Below are 22540 nucleotides of genomic sequence, written 5' to 3'. Positions count from 1 at the left end.
TCTTGTAGCTCCTGTACTTCATAACTTCCCTCCTTTTGAATTATTTTCGTGACAAACAACCATGGGGAAGTTTATAATTACTCACTTAGCAATTTCCCGGTCCTTTTTACTTTTCCTGCTGCGTAGTATAGATATCGTTAGATGTAAAGATATATGAAAGAAATATTTGAAATTGCAGCGGCTATAATTGCATCTTCTGGCGTAGCGGGTGCAGTCTTGTTTGGACTTTCAAGTTGGCTTGGAAAAGTCTGGGCAAATAGAATAATGGCTGATGAAAAAGCTAAACATGATCGTGAACTTGCGACACTTAGAGCTGATCTACAGCACCAAAATGATAGAAATATAAGTGCTCTGAAAACGGAATTTGATATATATAGAGAAACTTTTCTAAGAGGGCACAGTGATAAAGTTGTTATTTATCGGCAAATCGCTGACATGGTTGTGGATTTTTTAATGGATATCAATATAGCAATAGTTAATGGGAGCACAATTACTCCCCAAGCAATTGCCGATTTTGAAAGACGTCGAATGAAGGTTTATGCTTATCTTGGAGCTCTTGCGCCTCAAAGGGTTATGGATGCTTATGATCAACTTGTAGATCATCTTTTGTTTGTAATTGAAGGTCGTAGACAGTATAAGTGGGCCGAAGTAAGGAACTTAGCCTTGAATATGATAAATCAGGTTAGATCAGACATTGGTATTGATACAACTCCTATTGAATATAAAGGAGATAGATAAAAACATCTAACAAGTCAGTGCAGTGAAATCGAACCACAAGACACTTTTTCAGCATGTGTTCGGTTTGAAGTCAGCGAATCGGTTTCTTGCTCTTTGATGAGCTTCAGTGGTTCGATTCACTGACTTCTACGTTATCTGTCTAAACATATTGCAGTGGCAAAATGTCATATAATTTTTGGAGGAAATCAGGAACATGAAATGTTTCGATAAGCTGATTAATATCATAAAAGGAGTTACTGATTTCTTTAAAAGCCTTGGACATCCTCAAATCATCTTAATAATCATACTCCTTTTTTATATTCCTTTAAAAAGTTTAATAATAACCGCGACTGAGAGGATGAGTAAGTCTTCACAATTTAGCATAGGTAATATTAAATTTCAATTAGACGATTTTGCACAACGAACTGGTGATAAGGATATTAAAGATGCTCTACAGGGATTGTCCTTCAATGCATTTTATCATTTTCTTGTTATTGGTGGTGAATATGGAGATAAGACTCAATATACCCCTCCTCTTGAAACTTTTGATTCCAGAACCACGATGCAAGAACTACACTCTCGGGGATTAATTGAACTTTTATCAGTATCAAAAGAACCACCACCAGATAGACCTAATATTGCAAAAATTCCCAGCGGTAATTATTGGCAATATAAAACTACTGAAAAAGGAAGAAAAGTTCACAAAATACTTATGCGAGCACTTGATGATCAGTTGTTGCTTTCACAAGAAAGGAACAGATAACAAATCATTGGAGTGAACGAGTGCCTGAAAACTTGCGAGAGGTTGAGCAAAAAAACGGATGCTCAGAATGCGCTGTATTGAATGATCTCGATCGAGGCAAGGGTTTATGATTCCCAAAATCAAATTGATTTTTCGAACTGGAGACTTATTCTACAGGCTCGTTAGGGCAACATAAAAATGGAGAATACGTTGGTAGCAAATGCACGATATGAAAACCTATGGTTGAGTTATTTTGATTTAATGGGATTTAAAAAACTTGTGCAAAAACATCAAGATCTGATCGAATATGTGCTTCTAATCTATGAAGATGTATTAAAAGCAATTGAGCAAAATGTGGGGTTCAAACAGAAATATGGGATTTCTTATTCATGGTTTTCGGACACTTTCATTATTTATTCACAATCAGATAGCAATCAAGATTTTGCTTTAGTGGAACAAGCATCCAGGCATTTCTTCCAAAAACTTATTCTCCATTATATTCCTGTACGTGGAGCTATGACCATTGGTAAGTTATATTCTCAAAGAGAAAAAAATATATTCTTAGGTGAGGCACTCATTGATGCATACGAATATGGTGAAAAGCAAAATTGGTTAGGCTTTATTCTTACTCCGAACATATTCAGAAGGTTCGAGAATACAGAACTAAGTCTTACTCGAAGATTACATTACCGGGAAGTCGATATTCCTGGAGTTATTACTCATTCTGAACCAGATAATGTATATGCTTTTGCGTTCAGTAACAGTGATATAAACGGTGAGAATATTTACTTAGAAGCTCTATCTGAGATGAAGATAGAAGCAGGCAATTTATATGCAGACAAGTATAACAATACAGAGAAATTTATTCGGGGCTCACACATAATAAGGCCCTAACAATCAGATGCACGTGAACGAGTGCCACAGGACGCTTTTACAGATGAGCAGTGATTTGAGATGTGCAAATCAGTTTCATGCTCTTTAACGTCTTACATGGCACTCGTCAGTGATCAGGACTACTTCCCACGTTGTCAAGTATTTTTTTATAAAAAATAAAAATATTTTCATACTCTGCCTGTTTTGAGACGCAGGAATCCTGTTGATTCAGGGATGAGGGCTTAAACCGGAACGGAAGTCCCGTTATTTTTGTCTTCCGGTCAATGCTTACTTTCGTTATACTTGATAACCAATATTCTTATTCGACCCGGGGACTAACGGGGTCAGACTTGTCTATTGACATTTGAGAGTGTGCCCTGCTAAGGTGACGCATGGCAAGGAAACCGAGGATAGAGTTTGAAGGGGCGTTTTACCACGTAATAATCCGAGATCCCGTGCTCATGCACATGAAAGTGCAAAAGAGCAGAAGCGCAACAGTAAGCGGCGCTCTACTCGCTCTTCTTTGTTGAATAGTCGTTGAGGCTGAACTTTTCCATCCTGTACAAAAAGGTCTTGTAGCTCATCCCGAGGAATTTGGCGGCCTTTGTTGCAACGCCGTTTGCCTTTGCCATCGCCTTTTTGATGAGCTCCTTTTCGAGATTTTCAAAGTCCATTCCCTCGTCGGGGATATCAAGGTCGAATGAAGTTTTTAACTGGCCTGTCCACAATTCATTTTTAATGTCGCTGACCGTTATCGTGTCCTTATCATTCATCAGCACCGCGCGCTCTATGGCCGTCTCAAGCTGGCGGATATTACCGGGCCAGTGATATTCGCTGAGCATCTTCAGGGCGGCAGGCTCGATTGCTTTTATTCTTCTGCCGAACTCCTTGTTGTATTTATTAATGAAAAACCTCGCGAGTTCCGGTATGTCGTCCGCCCTTTCTCTCAGGGGCGGAAGTCCGATGTTGACTATCTTGAGCCTGTAAAAAAGGTCTTCCCTGAAAGTCCCCGCGGCGAGTTCTTTCTCAAGGTCCTTGTTTGTGGCCGCGATGATCCGCACGTCCACCTTTATCGACTCTTTGCCGCCAACCCTTCTTATCTCTTTGTCCTGAAGCACGCGAAGGAGTTTCGACTGCATCGGCAAAGAGAGGTCTCCTATCTCATCGAGAAACAGCGTGCCGGTGTCAGTTATTTTAAACAGGCCGTCCTTTCTCGCGACGGCCCCGGTGAACGCGCCGGCCTCGTAGCCGAAGAGTTCGCTTTCAAAAAGGTTGTCGGGGATGGCCGCGCAGTTGATCGCTGTAAAGGGTTTTGTGCGCCTCGGGCTGTTATAATGGATGGCCCTTGCTACAAGCTCTTTCCCTGTGCCGCTTTCCCCCCTGATGAGCACTGTCACGGCAGAAGGCGCCACCTTTTTCAGGACCTCCAGCACTGTCTGCATCTTCGGGGACTTGCCGACTATTCCCTCTATGTTGAATTTCTTGAAAAGCTCTTTCTGCAAATGAATGTTCTCCCTCAGCAGGGTCGCCCGTTCAACCGCCCTGCGAACGTTCAAAAGGAGAGTGTCCTTATTGAGAGGTTTTGTCAGGTAATCAAAGGCGCCCTTTCTCACCGCCTCTACTGCCGAGGAGATCGTGCCGTGCGCGGTTATGATAATGATGGAAGGCTCAAAGGGTGTTTTGGGAATTGCATCAAGCAGCTCGATCCCGTCCATGCCTTCCATTCTCAGGTCGGTAAGTATCACATCCGGCTGTGTGCCCGCGATAATAGCCAACGCCTCTTTGCCTGAAGCGGCGGTATGTGTCTCATAGCCTTCGGAATCGAGGATGGTCTTTAAAATGTCCCTCTGAAGCGGCTCATCGTCGACAACAAGTATCACTGGCATTATTAAGTCTCCTTGTCCAGCGGCAGAAGGATAGTGACAACGCTGCCTCTCATCTCTTTACGGGCAAACGTCACCTTGCCGCCGTGTTCTTCTATTATCCTTTTTGTGAGTGAAAGGCCAAGTCCGAGCCCCTTGCTCTTTGTAGTAAAGAACGGCTCAAAGACCTTTGCGATCTGCTCTTCGGGGATCCCGGTCCCCGTATCGTCAATGACGAGCGAGAACCTTGAGTCGGACTTGCCTGTCTTGATGGAAAGCGATCCGCCGTCAGGCATGGCCTCAAAGGCGTTGATGATGATGTTGTATATGCAGGTCTTGATGAACTCCGGGTCCACATACAGCTCAGGCAGGAGTCTGTATTCTTTTATGATTGAGATGTTCCCTTCCTTCGCTTTTGCAGAGACGAGTTCGAGGACCTCTTCGATTATCTTCCCGATGTCCGATTTGTGGATATTGAGTTCGAACGGTTTGCCGTAATGAAGGAACCTCTCCGCAAATTTACTGAGACGCTGGATCTCGTTCTTCATGTTCAGCACGAGCGAATCATACTTTTCTATATCAGCAGGGTTGCACGGTTTGTAGCGCTCTCTCATATGGTCGATGGAAAGGCTGATGAAGTTCAGGGGGTTCTTTATCTCATGCGCGATGTTCTGCGCGACCTGCCCGATGCCGGCAAGGTGTTCGGCCTTTCTCAATTTCTCCTTGAGCTCGCGCTCCTCCCTGAGTTTCTCAACCATATAATTAAAGCTGCGTGAAAGCTCTCCTATTTCATCCTTCCTTTTTGTGCTCAGCTCCTGGTCGAGGTTGCCTGACGCCACCTGCCTGGCCGCGTTTACAACCTCGTCAATGGGTTTTGTGTACCTCGTTGCAAGAAATACTGCGAGTATTATCCCGATGCCGAATATCAGCAAGGCCGCCACGATCCTTCTGATTATACTTGTATGCTGGAAGACCGAAAAATCCTCGGTATTGAGAGTGAGATTTATATAGCCAAGGTGCTTGTCTCCTGAGATGACCGGGATGATGACCGTGTATACCTGCCCTTCTCCTGAAACAGGCTGGCCGATGTCCGCCTTGACCATGAGGGTCTTCTGGCTTTTTGTGATCCACTTCCCGATGTCTTTGGGATTTGAGCTCGCCACGATCCTGTCGGAGGCGCTGATGATCTGGATCTCCTTCACCCCTTTTGGATTGAGCTTCTTCAGATATTTCTCCAGGCGCTTTTCCGACAAACCGCCCTTTGCGACCTCTTCAAGGCCAAGCTGTATCGCCTTTGAAAGCTCCGAGGTCTGGCGCTCAAATTCATTATACAGCACCTTCTCGGTCTGATAATAAAGAAAGACAAGTATAGAGATAAGGCTCAGGCTTAAAAAAAGCATCATCACCACGAGCCTCTTGTTTAAAGACGGTTTGAGCAGGAACTGTTTAAATCTGTTCATATCGGTCAGTAATATTTAAATGAAATGGAGAACAATAAATCAAGTATACCCTGCGGCGATAAAAAACAGAAACATTATCTGGTAAAATTATAGACAGCTCACTATTCGTCATTCCCGCTGTCTGTTGAGCGGGAATCCAGTTTTTAAATAAGTTCTGGATGCCCGATTAAAAACTTCGGGCATGACAAATTTAATAAATAGCAATTTATGGACAGACACTGTGTCCTGATTTTATTCGAGTCAATTCGTGAAACTTCGTGTCTAAAACTTTTTTTAAGGAGGTCCTCTATGAGAACACTACCGGTCCTGTTTATATTATTTCTTCTAACAGCAGGATGCGCGGGGACCCAAAAGGGCCTGTTCGCCCCTTCGGATATTGAGGTATATTGCCGGAAGATATTGGGAGGCCCTGACGCGGACAATGAGGCAGTGTATCAGTGTATCCAGCAGGAACGAAGCGCAAAGGACCAGCTTGCTGAAATGAACATTCCCCCGGAAGTGGAGAAGCGCTGCCGGAAACTTTCAGACTCGACAGGCGGAAGCTACCAGGTCATGTTAACCTGCGTGCAGCAGGAAATGCCGGTGAAGAAAAAGGGGAAATGATCTGAAAATGAGTCTTACGGGTAGTATATGATATTGTCCGAGTTTTCCACTAAAGACCAGTAGACCGAGCGGGCGTCCTCTTCGTTTAATATTAGATAGATGGAAGTATACGGCCTGTCTTTGATCGTATTCCATATCGTAAGGAGCGGGCGAGATACATACCAGCCGGCGTAGCTTCCAGCGCTGTAGAGCTTTCCGAGAAAGCCTGTCCCCTTCTGCCTGACCGATATGAAGATCCTTTCACGGAATTCCAGGTCGTAGTTCCCCGGCATATCTTTAAGCTCCAGGGCCTCGATATCAAATGCTGCGGGATTTGCAGGCGCGGGGGTAGTGGTGGTTGTATCAACGCTTGTTTCTTCTTCTTTGTTTTTGTTTGGATCAATATTTACCCTTTTTGGTTCCTTAAATAATGCGCTCTTCCTGACTAAGGGCCGCGGCCCCGCGTCAACAAAAGTGCCCCAGAATTTCACATCGTCGATCTTCATTTCTTTAAGCACAACACCGCGCGCTTTTAATGATATCTCTTTGCTTTTCAGGTTGAATATAAAATATATGTTTGTTTTTTTAGCTAATGACAATTCCGATTCAAGCAGACGTGTGTCATCCTCTGTGACGGAAGCGCCCTGGGCCATCGCATTTACGCATGAGAAAATTACAAGTAGAAAAATAAAGGGGAAAGTCCGGGAGATTTTCATGCTAAAAGATCAGCACCTTTGTGCCCGGCGGGATTGTGTCATAAAGTTCTTTAAGGTCTTTGTCTCCGATCCTGACGCAGCCATGTGTTACGTTACGTCCAAGCAGTCTTGTATAAAGAGTGCCGTGAAGCATGTACCCGTCGCCAAGATGAAATGCGTAATCTCCGAGAACGCCTTTTTCAACTCTGTCCTTGAAGCTCTTGGGGACATCCTCCCCTTCTTCAATGAACGCCCAGTCGGGCTTGGTCCATACGGGATTTGTTGTCTTTGACTGGATTGTACGTTCGCCTCTTGGAGTGTCAAATATCCACTGCCTGTCGCCTTTGGGGTCGTTAAGTATACTGCCGCTGCCTGTTGAGACCACAACCTCTTTTAAGGTGGTGTCTCCCTTTCTTACGTAAAGCCTGTTCCTGGCTGTATCAATCACGAGATAAGTCCCCTTTGGAGAAAGTGCGGCAATCTTCTTTTTAAGGTTAGGTTTCTTTGCCTGTGGAGCAGTTGAAGACTTTGCATCTGCCGCACCGGCGCCGCGTTTTGAGAGATAAAAGCCGGCTGCCTCCAGCGCTGCAAAAGCGAACACAATTATAAACAGGACGGCGAGAAATATTTTCTTCTTACTATGATAAAAACTCCCGTGAGAAGCGGGGTTTGCAAGGCTGTTGTCAAGCCCGCCCGCGCTGAGCTGCCGGTATGACTGTTTCATTTTATTTTTAGAGGTCCTTTATTGTTGATGATATGATATTGTCAAAATCGATCGCTCCGACAATTGTCACGGGAGTCCCCACATCCACCAGATCGAAAAGTTCATCCACATGTTTATTGTCCATTGCGATACAGCCGTATGTCATTCCCTCTGTGCCGCCTCCGTGTATTTCAATAAGACTTCCTATGCCGACCCTCGCGGGGATGATGCCTTTCCTCTTGGCCCTCGCAAATTGCCTTAGATCTTCTTCGTTGGGATAATTTATAAGCAGTGCCTTGTAATATTTGCTCCTCCACTGTTTCTTAACGACGCGGTATTTACCCTCAGGGGTTGCGAGGTCGCCGGCGTAGAGTTTATCGTGAAAACCGTTTTTACCGAGTCCTACCGAATAGGTTTTATACGGGACCCCATTTCTATAAACGACCATTTTCCTGTCGATCTTACTCACAAAAATTGAAAGAATTCCTTTTTCCTTCGATAACGCGATAGTCTCGTTTACCCACGTGCGCCATTTTGCTATCTGTTCTTTGTCGGCATACCTGTTGAGCACGGGGGTGATGGCCTCGGTTGCCGATGTGGTATATATAGGGATGACCTTCAGCTTTCTCTCAGCCTCCTGATATTTACCCTTTTCAGCCAGCCTCTGGACTTCGGCCAGGAGCAACTCCGCTGTCATTAATTGCCGTCTCGAAACCCTGCCTTCATTAATGAGAGAAGTCAGTTTTTTCAGGGTGTCAAGCTTGCCCTGATAAAATACGATCTGCCCTGCTATGACAGAAGTTTTTGTCCTTTTATAATCCTGGATCTTACTGAGGAGGTTGTTGCCGGTTGAAAGGATACCGCTGAATTCCTTCTGAACGGATTCGTAATCCCTGAACCATGAAAACCTGCCCTGCTCTTTAATGAGGTTGTCTTTTCCGTTTCTCAGGACTGACTTGTATGCCTTGTATTCCGTGGGCGTATAAATTTCTGCACCAGCCCTCCAGAGTTCGTGTTCTTGCGTTTCCGCAATCGCAACTTCTGGAGGAACTGGTGCAGAATTACATCCGTAGAGAATGCCAAGGCATATAAGAAAAAACGTAGATGTTATGCCTTGAACAAACCGTAATTGCATTCCCTTATTTCTTCTTTGCGATAGCCTGATTGATCTGTTCCGCTACCTGCGCTGCCTTGTCTTTTGCTGCGTTTGCTTTGTCAGCTGCAGCAAAATAGTCTTCGCTGGTGATCATGCTCTCGACTTCTGTCAAGGATGCTTCAAGGCCTGCTACATCAGCTTTCAATGCTTCGATGTCAGCCTTTGAGCCTTTTCCTCTCGGTGCCTTGCCTAACAGTGTCTTTGCATCATTCACAGCGGTCTTTGCAGCTTCTAATGCTGCAGTGGCGTCATTCTTGGCTTTTTCTTTTCTTGCCGGGATCTCAGCCTTCAAAGCATCAGCGCTGCCTTTTACTTTAGCAAGCATCTCTTTTGCCTTGTCGTAGTTCTTGAAGAACTTGCCGTCCTGAACCTTTACTTCATCCAAAGCAGCGGTCAGTTCGTCATTGAGCTGTTTTACTTCCGCGTTCGCATACTTTTCACCACCCTCTGCTATCACGGCATCAATTGATGCCTTTGAAGCGTTCATATCTTCTGTGGGCTGTTTTGCGCAAGAAGTAAGTACAACCAGCATTGCCATTACTACTGTTAAAGTCACTAAAAATCTTTTCATGTCTTTTCCTCCTTTCTCAAAGGTTTTATTTAATACCAATGGTATTCGAGGAAGACATGTCTGCAATTTAGATGCCACATACAACATATTGTAAAACAATAAATCAAGAAACCTCAATCATCCTTAATTGGGGAATTGCTTCTCATTTAGGGAAACCCTGCGTTTATTTATTGCAGAATATTAATACACTCTTTCCAGGAAAGATGGAAAAATATCTTGCGGCTACGTCTCAAGTTGAACAACTATCTCCTTGAAATCCTGCTCTATGGCCATTATAAATCTTTCTCTTCTTTTCTTGTAGCGTCTAATTTTGTTTTTCATATACATTTTAAAGTTAAGCAGGAAATAAATTTCAAAACTGCCGCCCGCCACCGCTATTATAACTACAAAATCCTTAAGACGGGTGATGCCGGGGGACAAGTTCTGGTCCATCTTGAGGATAAAAATTACAACTATAAAAAGCGCCATTACTATTACCTTGGATATATTGTAAAACCGCCTCTCAATCTCTGACATCTCGATTGATTCAACATAATCAAAAAGCCTTCCGGCATTGACCTTAAATGTGTCCCAGTCGCATTTCCTTGCGTAGAAAAGAAGCGCGTTTTTATACCTGTTTACTTCGTCGTTGAATGTCCTGTGCAGATTGCTGTCCATAAGCCTAAACCTCACTGTCTTGTTAATAATATTGTCATCCTTTTATATTTTATATCGGTTTTTTAATAGAAAACTTAAATATTTTTTCAGCACGTTAACATGCTGAAACTTAAGGATAAAACCTGGCACGTATAAACAGGAAACCGGAAGGGACTATGGCCGGTCCATGGGACCTGAATGTTTGACAGATGCACACAACTGTAATAGAATAATTCACGCATTGTTATTAGACGCGGGACAATTGGAGGTTAGTACAATGTACGCTTTCTTTGACACCGGACTGCCGCAGAATATTCATGTGACGGTCCGGTGTTTTGCTTTTCACCTAACTAAAATTAATAAGGAGGGGGAATTATGTTGAAGGTCAAAGATGTTTTAAAAACAAAGGGCGAAACTCTTTGGACAATCCACCCCAACGAGACGGCATACAGAGCTCTTGAGATTATGGCTGAAAAAGATATCGGCGTTCTGCTTGTTATCGAGAGAGGGCAAGTCGCGGGCATTCTTTCCGAACGTGATTACGCCCGCAAGGTGGTCCTGAAAGGGAAATCTTCGCAGGAGACACTTGTCGGCGATTTGATGACGAAAGACGTTTACTCAATAACAACCGAAAAGTCGATTGAAGAATGCATGGCCCTGATGACAGCCGCGCACTGTCGTCATATGCCTGTGTATGAAGGCAACAACCTGGCCGGCCTGTTGACGTTCGGAGACATAGCGCGGGCAATTATGGCGGACCAGAAACTTACCATTACTGATCTCGAACATTACATAAAAGGCAACGGATATGTTGACACAGCCAAGCCGTAAGTTTGCAATTTACTCGCTTGAAACATTCACTGGTTACAGCACAGCTATGAGGCTGTCAATAAAATCCAGGTATTTCTGCGGCGGATTTATAATCTCAACACCAATGCCATTGTAATAACCGCTGATATCTTCCTGTCTGACCAGCCTGCCTGAAAGATGTAACATCTCTTCCCTTAAAGGAATAGAGACCTCGACATGCGAGTTCCGAAGAGAAGTTATTTGATGTGTCCTTATAAGCATCCCGTTCTCGGAGAGGTTTGTCACTGTGCCGTCATAACTTCTATTGTGACAATTGATCTTTACATCAATCAGTACATTTATCCTGTCAAAACCTCTGGCTCCCATTTTAAACACCTTTTCGTTTTTCATGTCTACATAATTTCATTACCACTAAATTCATCCCGTGTCAATTAACATAATGATGAAATAAATATTATTACATCTTGGCTGCCGCTGCACTGAGCGGCAGCCAAGACGTTTTCTCTTGAACAGGCCTCTGCTTAGTGGTAAAGTTATAGTGCCGAGGAGGGACCATGAAGAAAATCCTGACAATAATTATTGCCGTAACAGCAGTCATTATTATTTCATTTGTAGTATTTATTAAAACCTACGTCACGCCGGAAAAAGTCAAAGCCTTTCTCGTGCCGTATGCTGAGCAGGCATTAAACCGGAAGGTAAGCATCGGCCAAATAAACATCAGCCTGTTCAAAGGCATTGACGTAAAAGACCTTGCAATAAAAGAGACGGATGGGAAAACTGATTTCGTAAAATGTAAAGATTTCATCCTTAAATTCCAGCTGCTGCCTCTGCTTTCCAAAAAAGTGATCGTTGATGAACTGAAATTATTGTCTCCTGAGATCAGGATCATCCGTGATGTTAAAGGCAGCTTCAATTTTGAGGGCATCGGGGAAAAAGAGAAGCCGCATGCGGTCAAAGAAGAGAAACAGGCAGCGGAGGCAAAAGGGCTCCCGATCTCCCTGCTCGCAAAGAATATCTCGATCAAAGATGCCGGGTTTGCCTTTGTTGATTCGACAAAGGCGCTGCCCGATATAAAAGGTTCTTTTGCAATTGATTCAAATATTAATAGCGCTGACGGGACACAATTATCTTCTACCGGGAATATTGATCTGAAGCTTGATGAGATTATTTTCGGGACACCTTCGAGAAAACCCATCAGAAGTTTAAATGCGGCGCTGAAATACGCGGCGGACGTAAATCTCGCATCCGGTGATATCCGCATAGATAAAGCAGACCTTAAAATACAGGAGGTGCCCGTCTCGATAACCGGTGATATCAAAAACCTCAGGAAGGAACCCGATATCAATATTGCCGTTTCGATGTCGGGCACAAAGTCCGCTGATCTACAAAAACTGCTTGCGTCTGTCGTTGACATGAACGGGCTGGTCCTGTCGGGAAATTATTCTGCGGACCTTAAGATAACAGGTATGCCCAAAAAATTTGATACCCTGAAATCCAACGGGGAAATAAAAATATCCTCCGCGAAGTACAGGGACCTGACGATGAACGATTTTCACACTAAGTACCTGCTCAAAGACAGTAAACTTGAGATAGCAAAAATGTCCGCCGTTGCAGGAAAAGGAAAATTAAATGTAAACAGCGCGATTGACCTTTCAAAGCCGGGATACACTTACAACCTTTCAGCCAATATTGATTCCCTTCACGCGGACGAAGTTGTAAACTCTTTCTCCCCGAAGGCAAAGGGCACGGTCTTCGGGCTCCTTTCTTTGAACCTAAAATTAAACGGCTCAGGCACAGCGTCTGAAACTATCAAAAAGAATTTAATCGCCGACGGAGATTTTAATATCAAAGACGGAAAGATCACGGGCGCTCAAATAACCAGGAGGCTGTCGCAGTTTCTCAACATAAAAGAGCTGGAGACAATAAACCTGAAACAGGCAAACGGGAGAGTGACCGTCAGAAACAGCGTAGCCCATCTTGAAAGCGTCTTCTCCTCGGACGATATCGCAATGGACCCTTCGGGCAACATCGGCCTTAATGAAACCCTCGATCTCGCTGTTGATCTTAAACTCTCCCCCCGTCTAACCCAAAAGGCAATGGGGTCCGGTGTTGCGAAATATATAAAGGACGACAAAGGCTGGGGCAATATCCCACTGAAGATCACCGGGACTTTTTCAAATCCCATCTACACTGTTGATATTGCAAAAGCGGGGGGGCGTGTAATCGAGAAAGAGATTGATAAGGCGCTGGACAAGCTCTTCAAAAAAGACAAGGGCAATGGCGGTAGCACTGAGCAAGAGGGGAAACCTGTTGGAGATCTACTGAAAGGGTTATTCAAATAAAAGCGAAGCTGGTTTGCCTCTTGCTCTTATTTCCCGCCGGGGATATCAAGCTCCACCCGCACCTTGTTGTTCCGGTCTGATATTCTTACGTGCGAGTAATTGCCCTTCGGCAGTTTGATCATAACGCAGGGGCTCGTTATGACCTGCGCTGTGACATGGCCTTCCCTTGGTTCGATCCATGAAATTTTAACATCGGCAATAGCATTGCTCACAGATACGGTATTTTCAGCAAGTCTGATCTCATAGCCGGCAGTAGAGCGCTGTCCCATTTCAACAAGCAATATGTTTTCAGCGGTAAAATCAACTTCTGGGGCTTTGTCGTTTTCAATTCCGATAATGTGTTTGCGCAATCTGCCGTATATCCTGGAATAAGCTTCAGCATCAGAGATCAAAGTTGCAGCGGGTGCACTCTCAAAGGTGTTGCATATGGAGCTGCTGTAAATGCCAGAGGCGTTGATAGTCATTCCCTGACTGCTCATCACGTGATGAAAACAGCCCGTAAGCAATAAGGCAAGCAGGTACACTGCAAATAATCTAATAATGCGCGGCATCAAATCACCTTTTAATTTGTTTTGAAACATTACGCCGCATACCGGAGGAGGACAACACTGAATAAACCGGGTTGAAACCGGTGGAAAAATCAAGGCCTGTCAGAGAACCGTTAACAGTAACCGAAACGGGCTGGTCCAAGGTCAGATATGAACCGCAGGCTTCTCCCGTGTCACAGATAAAACCGTCATTGTCGAAATCAGTGCCTGCCAGGATGCGGTATGTATTGCCTGTGACCCCTGTAAAGGCATAATTGTATACGCCGTTGTCAGCGCTTGCTTCAGCTTCTTTCACTGTAGCATTAGTGTCAGGGTCCAGTAATAAAACATAGTGATGACCCGCATTGGTGGCAGCTCCGGTATTACTGACCTGCATGATGACAGGCACTGTTACAGGATTTACCGATGAAGCAACTGTAATGGAAGCCGTATATGTGCCGTCAGGAAGGCCGCTCCTGTTGACCGTTATGTTGTAAGCGCCCTGTTTGTTTGCGTCTACGCTCAGTTCGCTTACCGTAAGCCAGACCGCGTCATCAGACAGGCCATTAACGACAAGAGTCCCTCCGCCTGCGTTTTCGACTAAAAGTATCACTCTGTCAAGGGAGGTGCTGAAATTAAGGGATGCGGGATTGACAACGAGAACAGGGGCCAAAGGGATATTGCCTGCGGCTCCGACTGCCTTGTAGGCGTTTATTAAACCATAGCCGAACTGATTATCTTTTCCGGGCTCCCCCAGATCTTCAGTCAGTTGTCCGCCTGCAAGCAGACTGTCGAACTGAGGGGGGGTCAGTCCTGAATTTACGGATTTCATCAACGCGGCAACACCCGCCACGTGCGGAGAAGCCATTGATGTCCCCTGGAGAAATTCATATGTATATTGAAAAGGGTTTTGTAAGTCATCTCCCCTCGTGCTTAATACCCCGTCAGGATAGCCGTCCCCGTTATTGTCCGACCTCGTGTCTCCGCCGGGAGCGGCGATGTCCACAGACAAATTGAAATTGGAATAATAGGCCCTGCTTTTGTCTATAGTCACCGCGCTGACCGAAACCACTCCGTCATATGACGCGGGATAAGAAGGCGTGCTGCTGTTCTCATTGCCTGCCGCGGCAACGATAATGACCCCCGCGTTTCGCGCCTGGGTAAAGACCTCCTGCTCGGACTGCGAGGCCCCTCCGCCGCCAAGACTGAGGTTAATAATGTCCGCTTTCTTAACAGGCACTGTACCGGAAGCATTGGAAAGCCCTGCGGCATAAAGCACTGCCTGCTGTATGTCAAAGGATGTGCCGCCGGATTTACCGAGAACGCGCAAAGGCATTATCTTCACGCCCCATGCAATTCCCGCAACACCTGTAGCGTTGTTTGAAAGCGCGGCAATTGTGCCTGCCACATGTGTCCCGTGAAAACTGCTGCTGCCGTTGAGATTGGACTGGTCTCCCGGATCGGCAGGGCTGCTGTCAATCCCGTCTCCGTCAAGCGACATGGCAGGATCGCTGATAAAATCATAGCCGTCGCCGGCGACCTGCCCCTGAAGGTCAGGATGGTTAAGGAGGATGCCGGTGTCAATTACGCCTACTGTCACATTGCTGCTGCCTGTTGTTATGTTCCATGCGGAAGGGAGATTTATTAAAGAGTAATGCCACTGTCTTGAATAATATGTGTCATCCGGCACGGCATACGCGCGGCGGATGTAGTTGGGTTCGGCATACAGAATGTCGGGACGCTTTCTCAACGCCTTTATTATCTCGAGGGTGTCCTTCTTGCGTTTTATCTCATTATCAGTAACGGCTGAAACGCCTTCACTTCTTTTAATGCCGGGTGTTTTAAATGCGGCCTGCCTCTGCTGTTCATCCCCGATACTCATTAGCATCGCCCGTCCCCGTTCGCCTTGTTTATGGACCAGCCCGAGTGATTGAACGCTTGCCTGTGTCCCGGCGGCATTTCCTTTGGACAGCATCTGGTCCTTAAATTTTACGATCAATTCCCCGGGGACAAATTCATCGCTCAGGCTTGGGGTCCCGGCCGCAAGCAATGGACCGCCCTGGCCTATTGAAAGAGTATAGTTAGAGGCGCCGTTAAAAGCGCGAACTTCTATGTAGTAGTCGCCTTGCAAGGCTACGGTCAAAGATTCCGTTTGAGTTGTATTTTGAGATGAATCCACCGGGGCCTGGGCCTCGTTATACAAATACATGTCGAGGTCGGCTGCCGCATGACTGGCGATGATGAGCGTTATTGTCTGACCTGCGGCAAGAGTGACTTTAAAAAAATCCGAGACGTCCCCTGATTCGTATGATCTGCCGGCTGGACCGAGCCCTGCCACATTTACATAACCGCCTAATGTGACCGGATTGGAAATGGCCTGCGCGCTGTCAAAATTATCGTTGGATGAATAAGGCGCTCCGGGATCATTTACATCACTGTCTACCGCTGAGCCTGCGGACGCATTGACCGCCCCGCTGACAGTGTATCCTTCGGGCTGTGTAACAGTATTTGCACTGCTGCTGCCTCCTCCACCGCCGCCTCCGCAGGCGCTTGTGAAAAAGGATGCAGCAAGTATGACGATGAAAAAATTTAATGACTTCACTGTATCTTAAACGTTCCCCGATGCTTAAATAGTTCTGACTTGCCTCTAACTAAATGAATTTACCTTTTCAAAAAAAATGTTATGACAATAAACTTTCTTTAATATTACAGCTTGAGACGATTTATTTTTGTAATCTCCGTCACAAATTAAAAAAAACATCCCTCACATCCGGCCCGTAAACGAATCTATTTTCCCCATGAACAGCTCTTGCGAAACAAGAAAGGCGTCATTGTGCCCGCCCTGAAGCTGGACAAACTCTTTCGGCCCGGACGCTTCGTCGAAAAGCTTTTTACCCTGCTCAAAGGGGACGATATCGTCATCAACACTGTGGAAGATCAATTTAGGGATACTGATGTTCTTTATTTTCCCCAGCGAGTCATACCGGCTTTTAATGACCGAGGGCGGGACAAAAGGAAAAAACTTCTTTGCCATATCTCTTATTGACGTAAAAGTCCCTTCAATGATCAGCCCGCCTAATTCATGTTTGCCTGCCAGATCGATCGCAACCGCCCCGCCGAGGGATTCACCGTATGCAATGATCTCCTGCGGAATGGACCCTTTCTTATTCACCAGGTAATCATACATTGCCTCTTCATCAAGATAGAGTCCTTCCTCAGACGGCCTGCCTTTGCTCATCCCGTAGCCCCGGTAGTCGAAGATGAGGACGTTCAGGTTGAGATAATTGAACATGCTTATCTTCTCAAGCCTGTGGCTGATGTTTCCCCCGTTGCCGTGGCTGAACAATATTGTGGCCCTCGGTTTTGCCGCAGGAATAAACCACCCGGCGATCTGAACGCCGTCCTTTGTCGTCAGGACAACGTCTTCATACTCAAGGTCAATGCTTTTGGGGGTGGCTTCAATTTTATTCACGGCGTGATACAGCATGCGTCTCTCGATATATTCGCGGAAGAAAAAATGCAGGATGAGTATGACAAAGATAATCAGAAGGATTATTTTCATAAGACGCTTTGCCATTGGACCATGAAAAATGCAGGGCCTTTCATGAAAGCCCCTGCAAAATTAAAACTACGGTATAACTTTATTTAACGGATATTCGATGATACCTGACGCGCCGACCGCCTTGAGTTTTGGAATGATGTCGCGCACGGTCTTTTCGTCGATCACAACTTCAAGGGCGTACCAGCCTTTGTCCGAGAGCTGGGAAATTGTCGGGGAATGCATTGCGGAAAGGAGGGTCATCACCCTCTTCATGGATCTCTCAGGCACGTTCATTTTGAGACCGACCTTTTCTTCAGCGGAAAGAGCGCCCTTCAGCAAAAGCACGATATTCTCCATCTTCTGCCTTTTCCATTTGTCCTTCCAGGCCTTTTTGTTGGCGATGAACCTTGTGCTTGATACAAGAATGGTCTCTATCACCCTTAGATTATTTGCCCTTAGAGAAGAACCTGTCTCTGTCAGTTCTACGATCGCGTCGGCAAGATAAGGCGGCTTCACCTCTGTCGCGCCCCAGGAAAAATCAACCTCCGCCTTGACCCCTTGCGACTTGAGGTATTTTTTCGTGAAACAGACAAGCTCCGTTGCAATGCGCTTGCCTTTTAAGTCTTTGATGCTTTTTATCTTTGAATCATTCGGGACAGCGACAACCCATCTAACAGGCCTCAACCCGCCCTTCGCGTAATTCAATTCTGCGACCTCATGAACGTCAGCGCCCTGTTCCAGTATCCAGTCCTTTCCGGTCAGTCCGGCATCGAGCACTCCGTCGTCCACATAACGCGCCATCTCCTGCGCCCTGATGAGCAAGGCCTGAATTTCTATGTCATCAAAAACAGGATAATATGAACGCGCGTCAACGGACACATTGTATCCGGCCTTCTTGAAAAGCTTCAGTGTTGATTCCTGCAGGCTTCCTTTGGGCAAGCCAAGTCGTAAAACCTTTTTCATAATCTAAACCTCTCAGAACAATTTATCAGCTTTTCTATAATACAAGCGGGAATGAAAATATTCAAATGGACCTACTTATGGGGAACTCTGTTCCAATGGTTGCTGAAATGGAAGGCTGTGGAGGAATTTCTATACGACACCTTATAAAAGCAGAGAGCAAAGAGCGGAGAGCATAGAGTTAAAGGCACAAATACTATTTGCCCTGAAGCAAAAAATGTAATATGCCGTTTGTCGATTATAGAAATTCTGTAGCAGACTTTCATTTCAGCAGAAAGATCTTAAATATCAATTCAACTGTAGAGGAATTGATATTGCAATAGCGTCCAATTTGTGATATTAATCCGTTATAAGACCATCAAAAAAACCTCAAGGAGGACATCATGAAACGTTTGTCGTTCGTCATACTTCTGTTTTTTATTGCATGTCTATTCGCAGTTGACGTGTTTGCGGCTGAAAATCTCGAATTAAGCATCCCGCTTCCCCTGACCGGGGCGCAGGCGAAGTTCGGCGAGATGGAAAAGAAGTCGTATGAGATCGCCGCTGAAGAGATCAACGCGAAAGGCGGCATTAAAGGCAGGAAGGTTGTTCTGACGTTTGAGGATTCGCAGGGCAAGCCTGAGATCTCGAGGTCGATAGTGGAAAAGCTGATCGATGTTAAAAAGCAGCCTGTGATAATCGGCGAATACAGTTCCTCAAGCTCAAAGGCGGTTGCCGCCGTGGCAAATGAAAGGAAGGTCCCCTACCTTGTAGTGACCGGCGCGGACGATTCAATTACACAGCAGAACTATAAATATGTCTTCCGCATGAACCCGTCAAACGCGTACTACGCCACAGGGCTTGTGTCTTTCCTGAAAGAGGTCGTTAAACCGCAGTCCATCGCTATCCTCTATGAGAGCTCGGACTTCGGGACCTCCGGCGCAGATGACATGGCAAAACAGGCGGAGAAGATAGGCATGAAGGTATTGGTGAAGGAAAAATATGAAAAGGGCGCTGTTGATTTCAAGCCGATCCTTACCAAGGTAAAGGCGGAAAGGCCTGATATGATCTACATGGTCTCTTATGTCATGGACGCGTCCCTGCTGATGAAACAGATCAAGGAACTGAGGGTCGACGCGAAACTCTTTGCAGGCGGCGCGGCAGGCTTTGCGATACCTGAATTTGTCGACAACGCGAAGGACGCGGCTGAGTATGTCGTAACAGCAACACTCTGGTGCACAATGGCGAAATATCCTGGCGCAAGTGAATTTGCGGAAAAATATAAAAAGCTCTACGGCGATTATCCTTCATACCACGGAGCAGAGGCGTATTCAGCGCTCTACATCACAAAAGATGTCCTTGAGAGGGCAAAGAGCATGGGGCCGGAAGACATTCGTGAGGCAATGAAGGCCACCAATATAATGACAGCTTTTGGGCCAGTGAAATTTGAGGACAAGGAAGGTTATCAGAACCAGAACTTCATGGACACCCTTGTCCTTCAGGTAATAAACGGCAAGCATCACTGCATCTGGCCGGAAAAGTACGCAAGCAAAAAATATATCTACCCGATACCGGTGTGGAGAGAGAGGAAGTAACAAGTCGCAGGTAGTTAGTAGCAAGTAGTTAGTAGTTAAGGGGGTACAACTACAAATCTGTCCCCCTACCAGCTACTAACTACTTACTACTTGATTTACTACTTGCTCACCATCACGATTACAAATGAGCGTGAATTATGACGCCTGTCCAGCTTGAGGTCTTTCTGCAAACCCTGATAGCGGGCCTGCTGCTCGGCGGCCTGTATGCCCTCATCGGCTTGGGCATGACCCTCATCATGGGGGTGATGAAGATAATCAACCTGGCGCACGGCGAGCTTATGATGGTGGCCATGTATATTGCCTACTGGATGTTTGTTCTCTTTCACATTGACCCTTATTTGTCCGTTTTTATAGCTACCCCGGTCCTGTTCTTATTAGGCGCAGCAATCCAGAAATTCCTGATCAACCCGATGCTCAAGGTGGAATCCATACTGCCGGAGAACCAGGTCATCCTGACAGTGGGGATCGGCATGGTGCTGGCAAACCTTGCCACGCTGTTTTTTAAATCCGATTACCGTTCCACTCCTGTTGATTACGCGACCAGCGCATTTTACCTGAGTGATTTCTGGAAGGCCTCTCCGATCGAGCTTTCCCTGTCGCTCCCATGGGCGGTCTCATTTATCTTTGCTGTTGGAATTACCATCGCGCTGTGGTTTTTTCTTGCGAGAACCGACACGGGCAAATCCATCAGGGCCACTGCGCAGGACACTGACGCCGCCCTGCTCATGGGAGTAAATGTAAAGATGATGAGGGTGGTCACTTTTGGAATTGGATCCGGGCTTGTCGGAGCGGCAGGCTGCCTTTTCCTCCCGATATATTATTTGTTCCCCTCGCTCGGCGGACAGTTCACTCTCATTGCCTTTGTCATTACAATTCTTGGAGGCCTGGGCTCAACCGTCGGCGCGATAATCGGCGGACTGATTTTGGGAGTTTTTGAATCCATGACCGCAACCTATATCGGAATGGGCTGGGCGCCTGTCGGAAGATTCGTCGTCTTTGTGGCGTGCCTGATATTTCTCCCCGGAGGCGTTGCTTCGCTTTTGAAGAAAAAGAGGTTCGGGAAATGACACAAGAAAGTGCAAAAGTGCAAAAGTCAAAAGTCAAAAGCCAAAAGTCCATCCCCCCTTATCCCACTCTAATCATATTGGCGATTCTTGCGGTCCTGCCGCTTACCGGGTTGAGTTCATACATGATGCATATCTTTATTCTTGTCATCATGTGGGCGGTTATCGGCATGGCGTGGAACCTGCTTGGCGGATACTGCGGGCAGGTATCTTTCGGACACGCGGCGTACTTCGGCGTGGGCGCATATACTGCGGGGATACTCTACTCCAAACTCGGCCTCTCTCCGTGGTGGGGTATTCCATTAAGCATCATTGTTGTCGCCCTCTTCTCTTTCGTTTTAGGATTTATAGTCCTGAGACTGAGAGGCCCGTTCTTTGCGCTTGCCACACTCGCAAGCGGAGAGGTCATGAGGGTCACGGCAGAGAACTTACAGCCATTGACCGGCGGCACCCTCGGCATATTGGTCCAGGAGAGGACGTGGATAGTAAAGACATGGTATTACTATGTCATCCTCGCAATAGCGGCAGGCACATTTTTTCTGGTAAAGAAATTGATAGAGTCGAAGCTCGGATATTATTTTGTGGCAATAAGGGAAGACCAGGATGCCGCTGAATCACTCGGAATAAATACCACGTTATACAAGACCCTGGCATTGTGCATCAGCGGCGTGCTGACCGGGATCGCAGGCGCATTTTATACGAACTACATGGGCTACATTGACCCGCACGTAGCATTCGCGCTCCATGATATTTCGATCATCACCATCATGATTGTCATGGTAGGCGGCGTTGCCACTTTCTGGGGGCCTTTTGCAGGCGCTGTCATCATGGTCCTGCTTGCTGAATATATAAGGTCCATGCCGGGGCTCGGGGCCGCGCATCAGACGCTATTTGGAATTTTACTGATCGTCATAATTATCTTTTTGCCCAACGGCATAGTCGGTGATTTCCCGAAGCTTAAAAGGTTGTTAGGATTGCGGAGCGCTTCACAATGAACTTACTGTCAGTGAAAAATGTCTCGATGTTCTTCGGCGGATTAGCCGCGATAAGCGATGTCTCCTTTGAGATCAGAAAGGGAGAGATACTCGGGCTTATCGGGCCTAACGGCGCTGGGAAGACGACCCTCTTTAATGTCGTGAACGGTTTTTATCATCCGTCAAAAGGAGAGGTCTTTTTCAGCGGAAACAAGATTTCGGGATTGAAACCACACCGGATATGCAAGCTTGGTATCGCGCGGACCTTTCAGGTGGTAAAGCCCCTGCAAAGAATGAGCGTGCATGACAATGTGATCGCGTCCGCTTTTTTAAGGGCGAAAAACAGGGCGCGGGCAGAAGAGACGGCCCGCGAGACAATCGACTTTGCCGGGCTTTCCGAAGACAGGGATGTTATTTCAAAGAGCCTGCCCCTCGGCAAAAGAAAAAAGCTTGAGATCGCGCGCGCCCTTGCAACACAGCCGGAGCTGATTTTGTTAGATGAGTCTTTCGCCGGGCTTAATCCCTCCGAGCTTGATGAGTCCATTGAGATCATTAAAAAGATAAAGCAGCGGGGAATAACCATAATGATAATTGAACACCACATGAAGGTCATCATGTCTATTTCAGACAGGATCGTTGTTTTAAACTACGGCCAGAAGATTGCGGAAGGCACGCCCCATGAGATTGGGCACAGCCCGCTTGTCATTGAGGCGTACCTCGGAGAGGCGCAAGGCGCTTGAAGGAGCACAGA

Annotated in this window: 22 protein-coding genes; 10 read left to right on the top strand and 12 right to left on the bottom strand. The window is 46.2% G+C overall.

What is annotated here, in order from left to right; genetic code table 11:
* Positions 1–153 precede the first annotated feature (153 nt).
* The 3 genes from HZB61_07480 (at position 154) to HZB61_07470 (ending at position 2353) form a co-directional block, all read left to right on the top strand.
* On the top strand, positions 154–738 hold the full coding sequence (locus HZB61_07480; protein ID MBI5056439.1) for a hypothetical protein: 585 nt from the start codon (positions 154–156) through the stop codon (positions 736–738).
* Positions 739–931: 193 nt separating this feature from the next.
* Entirely contained in the window at positions 932–1480 is a 549-nt protein-coding gene (locus HZB61_07475) for a hypothetical protein (GenBank protein ID MBI5056438.1), read from the top strand.
* 189 nt (positions 1481–1669) lie between these two features.
* Positions 1670–2353, top strand: a complete 684-nt coding sequence (locus tag HZB61_07470) for a hypothetical protein (protein ID MBI5056437.1) — start codon at positions 1670–1672, stop codon at positions 2351–2353.
* Between the two features lie 488 nt (positions 2354–2841).
* Here HZB61_07470 and HZB61_07465 read toward each other — a convergent pair whose 3' ends face one another.
* Positions 2842–4218 carry a sigma-54-dependent Fis family transcriptional regulator gene (locus HZB61_07465; GenBank protein MBI5056436.1) on the bottom strand — a complete coding sequence of 459 codons (1377 nt, stop codon included), beginning with the start codon at positions 4216–4218 and terminating at the stop codon, positions 2842–2844.
* 2 nt (positions 4219–4220) lie between these two features.
* Positions 4221–5654: a HAMP domain-containing protein gene (locus tag HZB61_07460; GenBank protein MBI5056435.1), complete on the bottom strand. Its 1434-nt coding sequence runs from the start codon at positions 5652–5654 to the stop codon at positions 4221–4223.
* A 288-nt stretch (positions 5655–5942) separates the two neighbouring features.
* Between HZB61_07460 and HZB61_07455 the strand changes: the two genes are divergently transcribed.
* Positions 5943–6257: a hypothetical protein gene (locus tag HZB61_07455; GenBank protein MBI5056434.1), complete on the top strand. Its 315-nt coding sequence runs from the start codon at positions 5943–5945 to the stop codon at positions 6255–6257.
* Positions 6258–6271: 14 nt separating this feature from the next.
* Here the strand turns inward: HZB61_07455 and HZB61_07450 are convergent, their stop codons facing one another.
* The 5 genes from HZB61_07450 to HZB61_07430 all read right to left on the bottom strand — a co-directional run bounded on the left by HZB61_07450 (position 6272) and on the right by HZB61_07430 (position 10018).
* On the bottom strand, positions 6272–6952 hold the full coding sequence (locus HZB61_07450) for a hypothetical protein (protein MBI5056433.1): 681 nt from the start codon (positions 6950–6952) through the stop codon (positions 6272–6274).
* A gap of 1 nt (position 6953) precedes the next feature.
* Complete coding sequence (locus tag HZB61_07445; protein ID MBI5056432.1) at positions 6954–7655, bottom strand: L,D-transpeptidase family protein; 702 nt, start codon at positions 7653–7655, stop codon at positions 6954–6956.
* Between the two features lie 7 nt (positions 7656–7662).
* Complete coding sequence (locus HZB61_07440) at positions 7663–8769, bottom strand: L,D-transpeptidase (GenBank protein MBI5056431.1); 1107 nt, start codon at positions 8767–8769, stop codon at positions 7663–7665.
* Positions 8770–8773: 4 nt separating this feature from the next.
* Positions 8774–9361: a hypothetical protein gene (locus HZB61_07435; protein MBI5056430.1), complete on the bottom strand. Its 588-nt coding sequence runs from the start codon at positions 9359–9361 to the stop codon at positions 8774–8776.
* Positions 9362–9583: 222 nt separating this feature from the next.
* Positions 9584–10018: a hypothetical protein gene (locus HZB61_07430; protein MBI5056429.1), complete on the bottom strand. Its 435-nt coding sequence runs from the start codon at positions 10016–10018 to the stop codon at positions 9584–9586.
* Between the two features lie 354 nt (positions 10019–10372).
* Here HZB61_07430 and HZB61_07425 point away from each other — a divergent pair, with 354 nt between their 5' ends.
* Positions 10373–10828 carry a CBS domain-containing protein gene (locus HZB61_07425; GenBank protein ID MBI5056428.1) on the top strand — a complete coding sequence of 152 codons (456 nt, stop codon included), beginning with the start codon at positions 10373–10375 and terminating at the stop codon, positions 10826–10828.
* Between the two features lie 33 nt (positions 10829–10861).
* On the opposite strand, the gene HZB61_07420 is transcribed toward HZB61_07425, so the two are convergent.
* Positions 10862–11197 carry a PilZ domain-containing protein gene (locus HZB61_07420; GenBank protein ID MBI5056427.1) on the bottom strand — a complete coding sequence of 112 codons (336 nt, stop codon included), beginning with the start codon at positions 11195–11197 and terminating at the stop codon, positions 10862–10864.
* A gap of 164 nt (positions 11198–11361) precedes the next feature.
* On the opposite strand from HZB61_07420, the gene HZB61_07415 reads away from it, so the two are divergent.
* Positions 11362–13149 carry an AsmA family protein gene (locus HZB61_07415; protein MBI5056426.1) on the top strand — a complete coding sequence of 596 codons (1788 nt, stop codon included), beginning with the start codon at positions 11362–11364 and terminating at the stop codon, positions 13147–13149.
* A 26-nt stretch (positions 13150–13175) separates the two neighbouring features.
* Here the strand turns inward: HZB61_07415 and HZB61_07410 are convergent, their stop codons facing one another.
* From HZB61_07410 to HZB61_07395, 4 genes are all read right to left on the bottom strand, one after another.
* Positions 13176–13700: a protease complex subunit PrcB family protein gene (locus HZB61_07410; protein ID MBI5056425.1), complete on the bottom strand. Its 525-nt coding sequence runs from the start codon at positions 13698–13700 to the stop codon at positions 13176–13178.
* A gap of 4 nt (positions 13701–13704) precedes the next feature.
* Positions 13705–16278 carry a S8 family serine peptidase gene (locus HZB61_07405; protein MBI5056424.1) on the bottom strand — a complete coding sequence of 858 codons (2574 nt, stop codon included), beginning with the start codon at positions 16276–16278 and terminating at the stop codon, positions 13705–13707.
* 162 nt (positions 16279–16440) lie between these two features.
* On the bottom strand, positions 16441–17253 hold the full coding sequence (locus HZB61_07400) for an alpha/beta hydrolase (GenBank protein MBI5056423.1): 813 nt from the start codon (positions 17251–17253) through the stop codon (positions 16441–16443).
* A gap of 51 nt (positions 17254–17304) precedes the next feature.
* Positions 17305–18180 carry an ATP phosphoribosyltransferase gene (locus HZB61_07395; GenBank protein MBI5056422.1) on the bottom strand — a complete coding sequence of 292 codons (876 nt, stop codon included), beginning with the start codon at positions 18178–18180 and terminating at the stop codon, positions 17305–17307.
* Between the two features lie 380 nt (positions 18181–18560).
* On the opposite strand from HZB61_07395, the gene HZB61_07390 reads away from it, so the two are divergent.
* From HZB61_07390 to HZB61_07375, 4 genes are all read left to right on the top strand, one after another.
* Positions 18561–19751, top strand: a complete 1191-nt coding sequence (locus tag HZB61_07390) for an ABC transporter substrate-binding protein (protein ID MBI5056421.1) — start codon at positions 18561–18563, stop codon at positions 19749–19751.
* Between the two features lie 137 nt (positions 19752–19888).
* Positions 19889–20818, top strand: a complete 930-nt coding sequence (locus HZB61_07385) for a branched-chain amino acid ABC transporter permease (GenBank protein MBI5056420.1) — start codon at positions 19889–19891, stop codon at positions 20816–20818.
* Complete coding sequence (locus HZB61_07380; protein MBI5056419.1) at positions 20815–21810, top strand: branched-chain amino acid ABC transporter permease; 996 nt, start codon at positions 20815–20817, stop codon at positions 21808–21810. The genes HZB61_07385 and HZB61_07380 overlap by 4 nt, the downstream gene beginning before the upstream one ends.
* Positions 21807–22529: an ABC transporter ATP-binding protein gene (locus HZB61_07375; protein MBI5056418.1), complete on the top strand. Its 723-nt coding sequence runs from the start codon at positions 21807–21809 to the stop codon at positions 22527–22529. Before HZB61_07380 ends, HZB61_07375 begins: the two co-directional genes overlap by 4 nt.
* Positions 22530–22540 lie beyond the last annotated feature (11 nt).

Source organism: Nitrospirota bacterium (assembly GCA_016214845.1).
GTDB lineage: Bacteria > Nitrospirota > Thermodesulfovibrionia > UBA6902 > UBA6902 > SURF-23.
The sequence above is the reverse complement of the archived record's forward strand: the minus strand, read 5'-3'. Positions and strand labels throughout refer to the sequence as shown.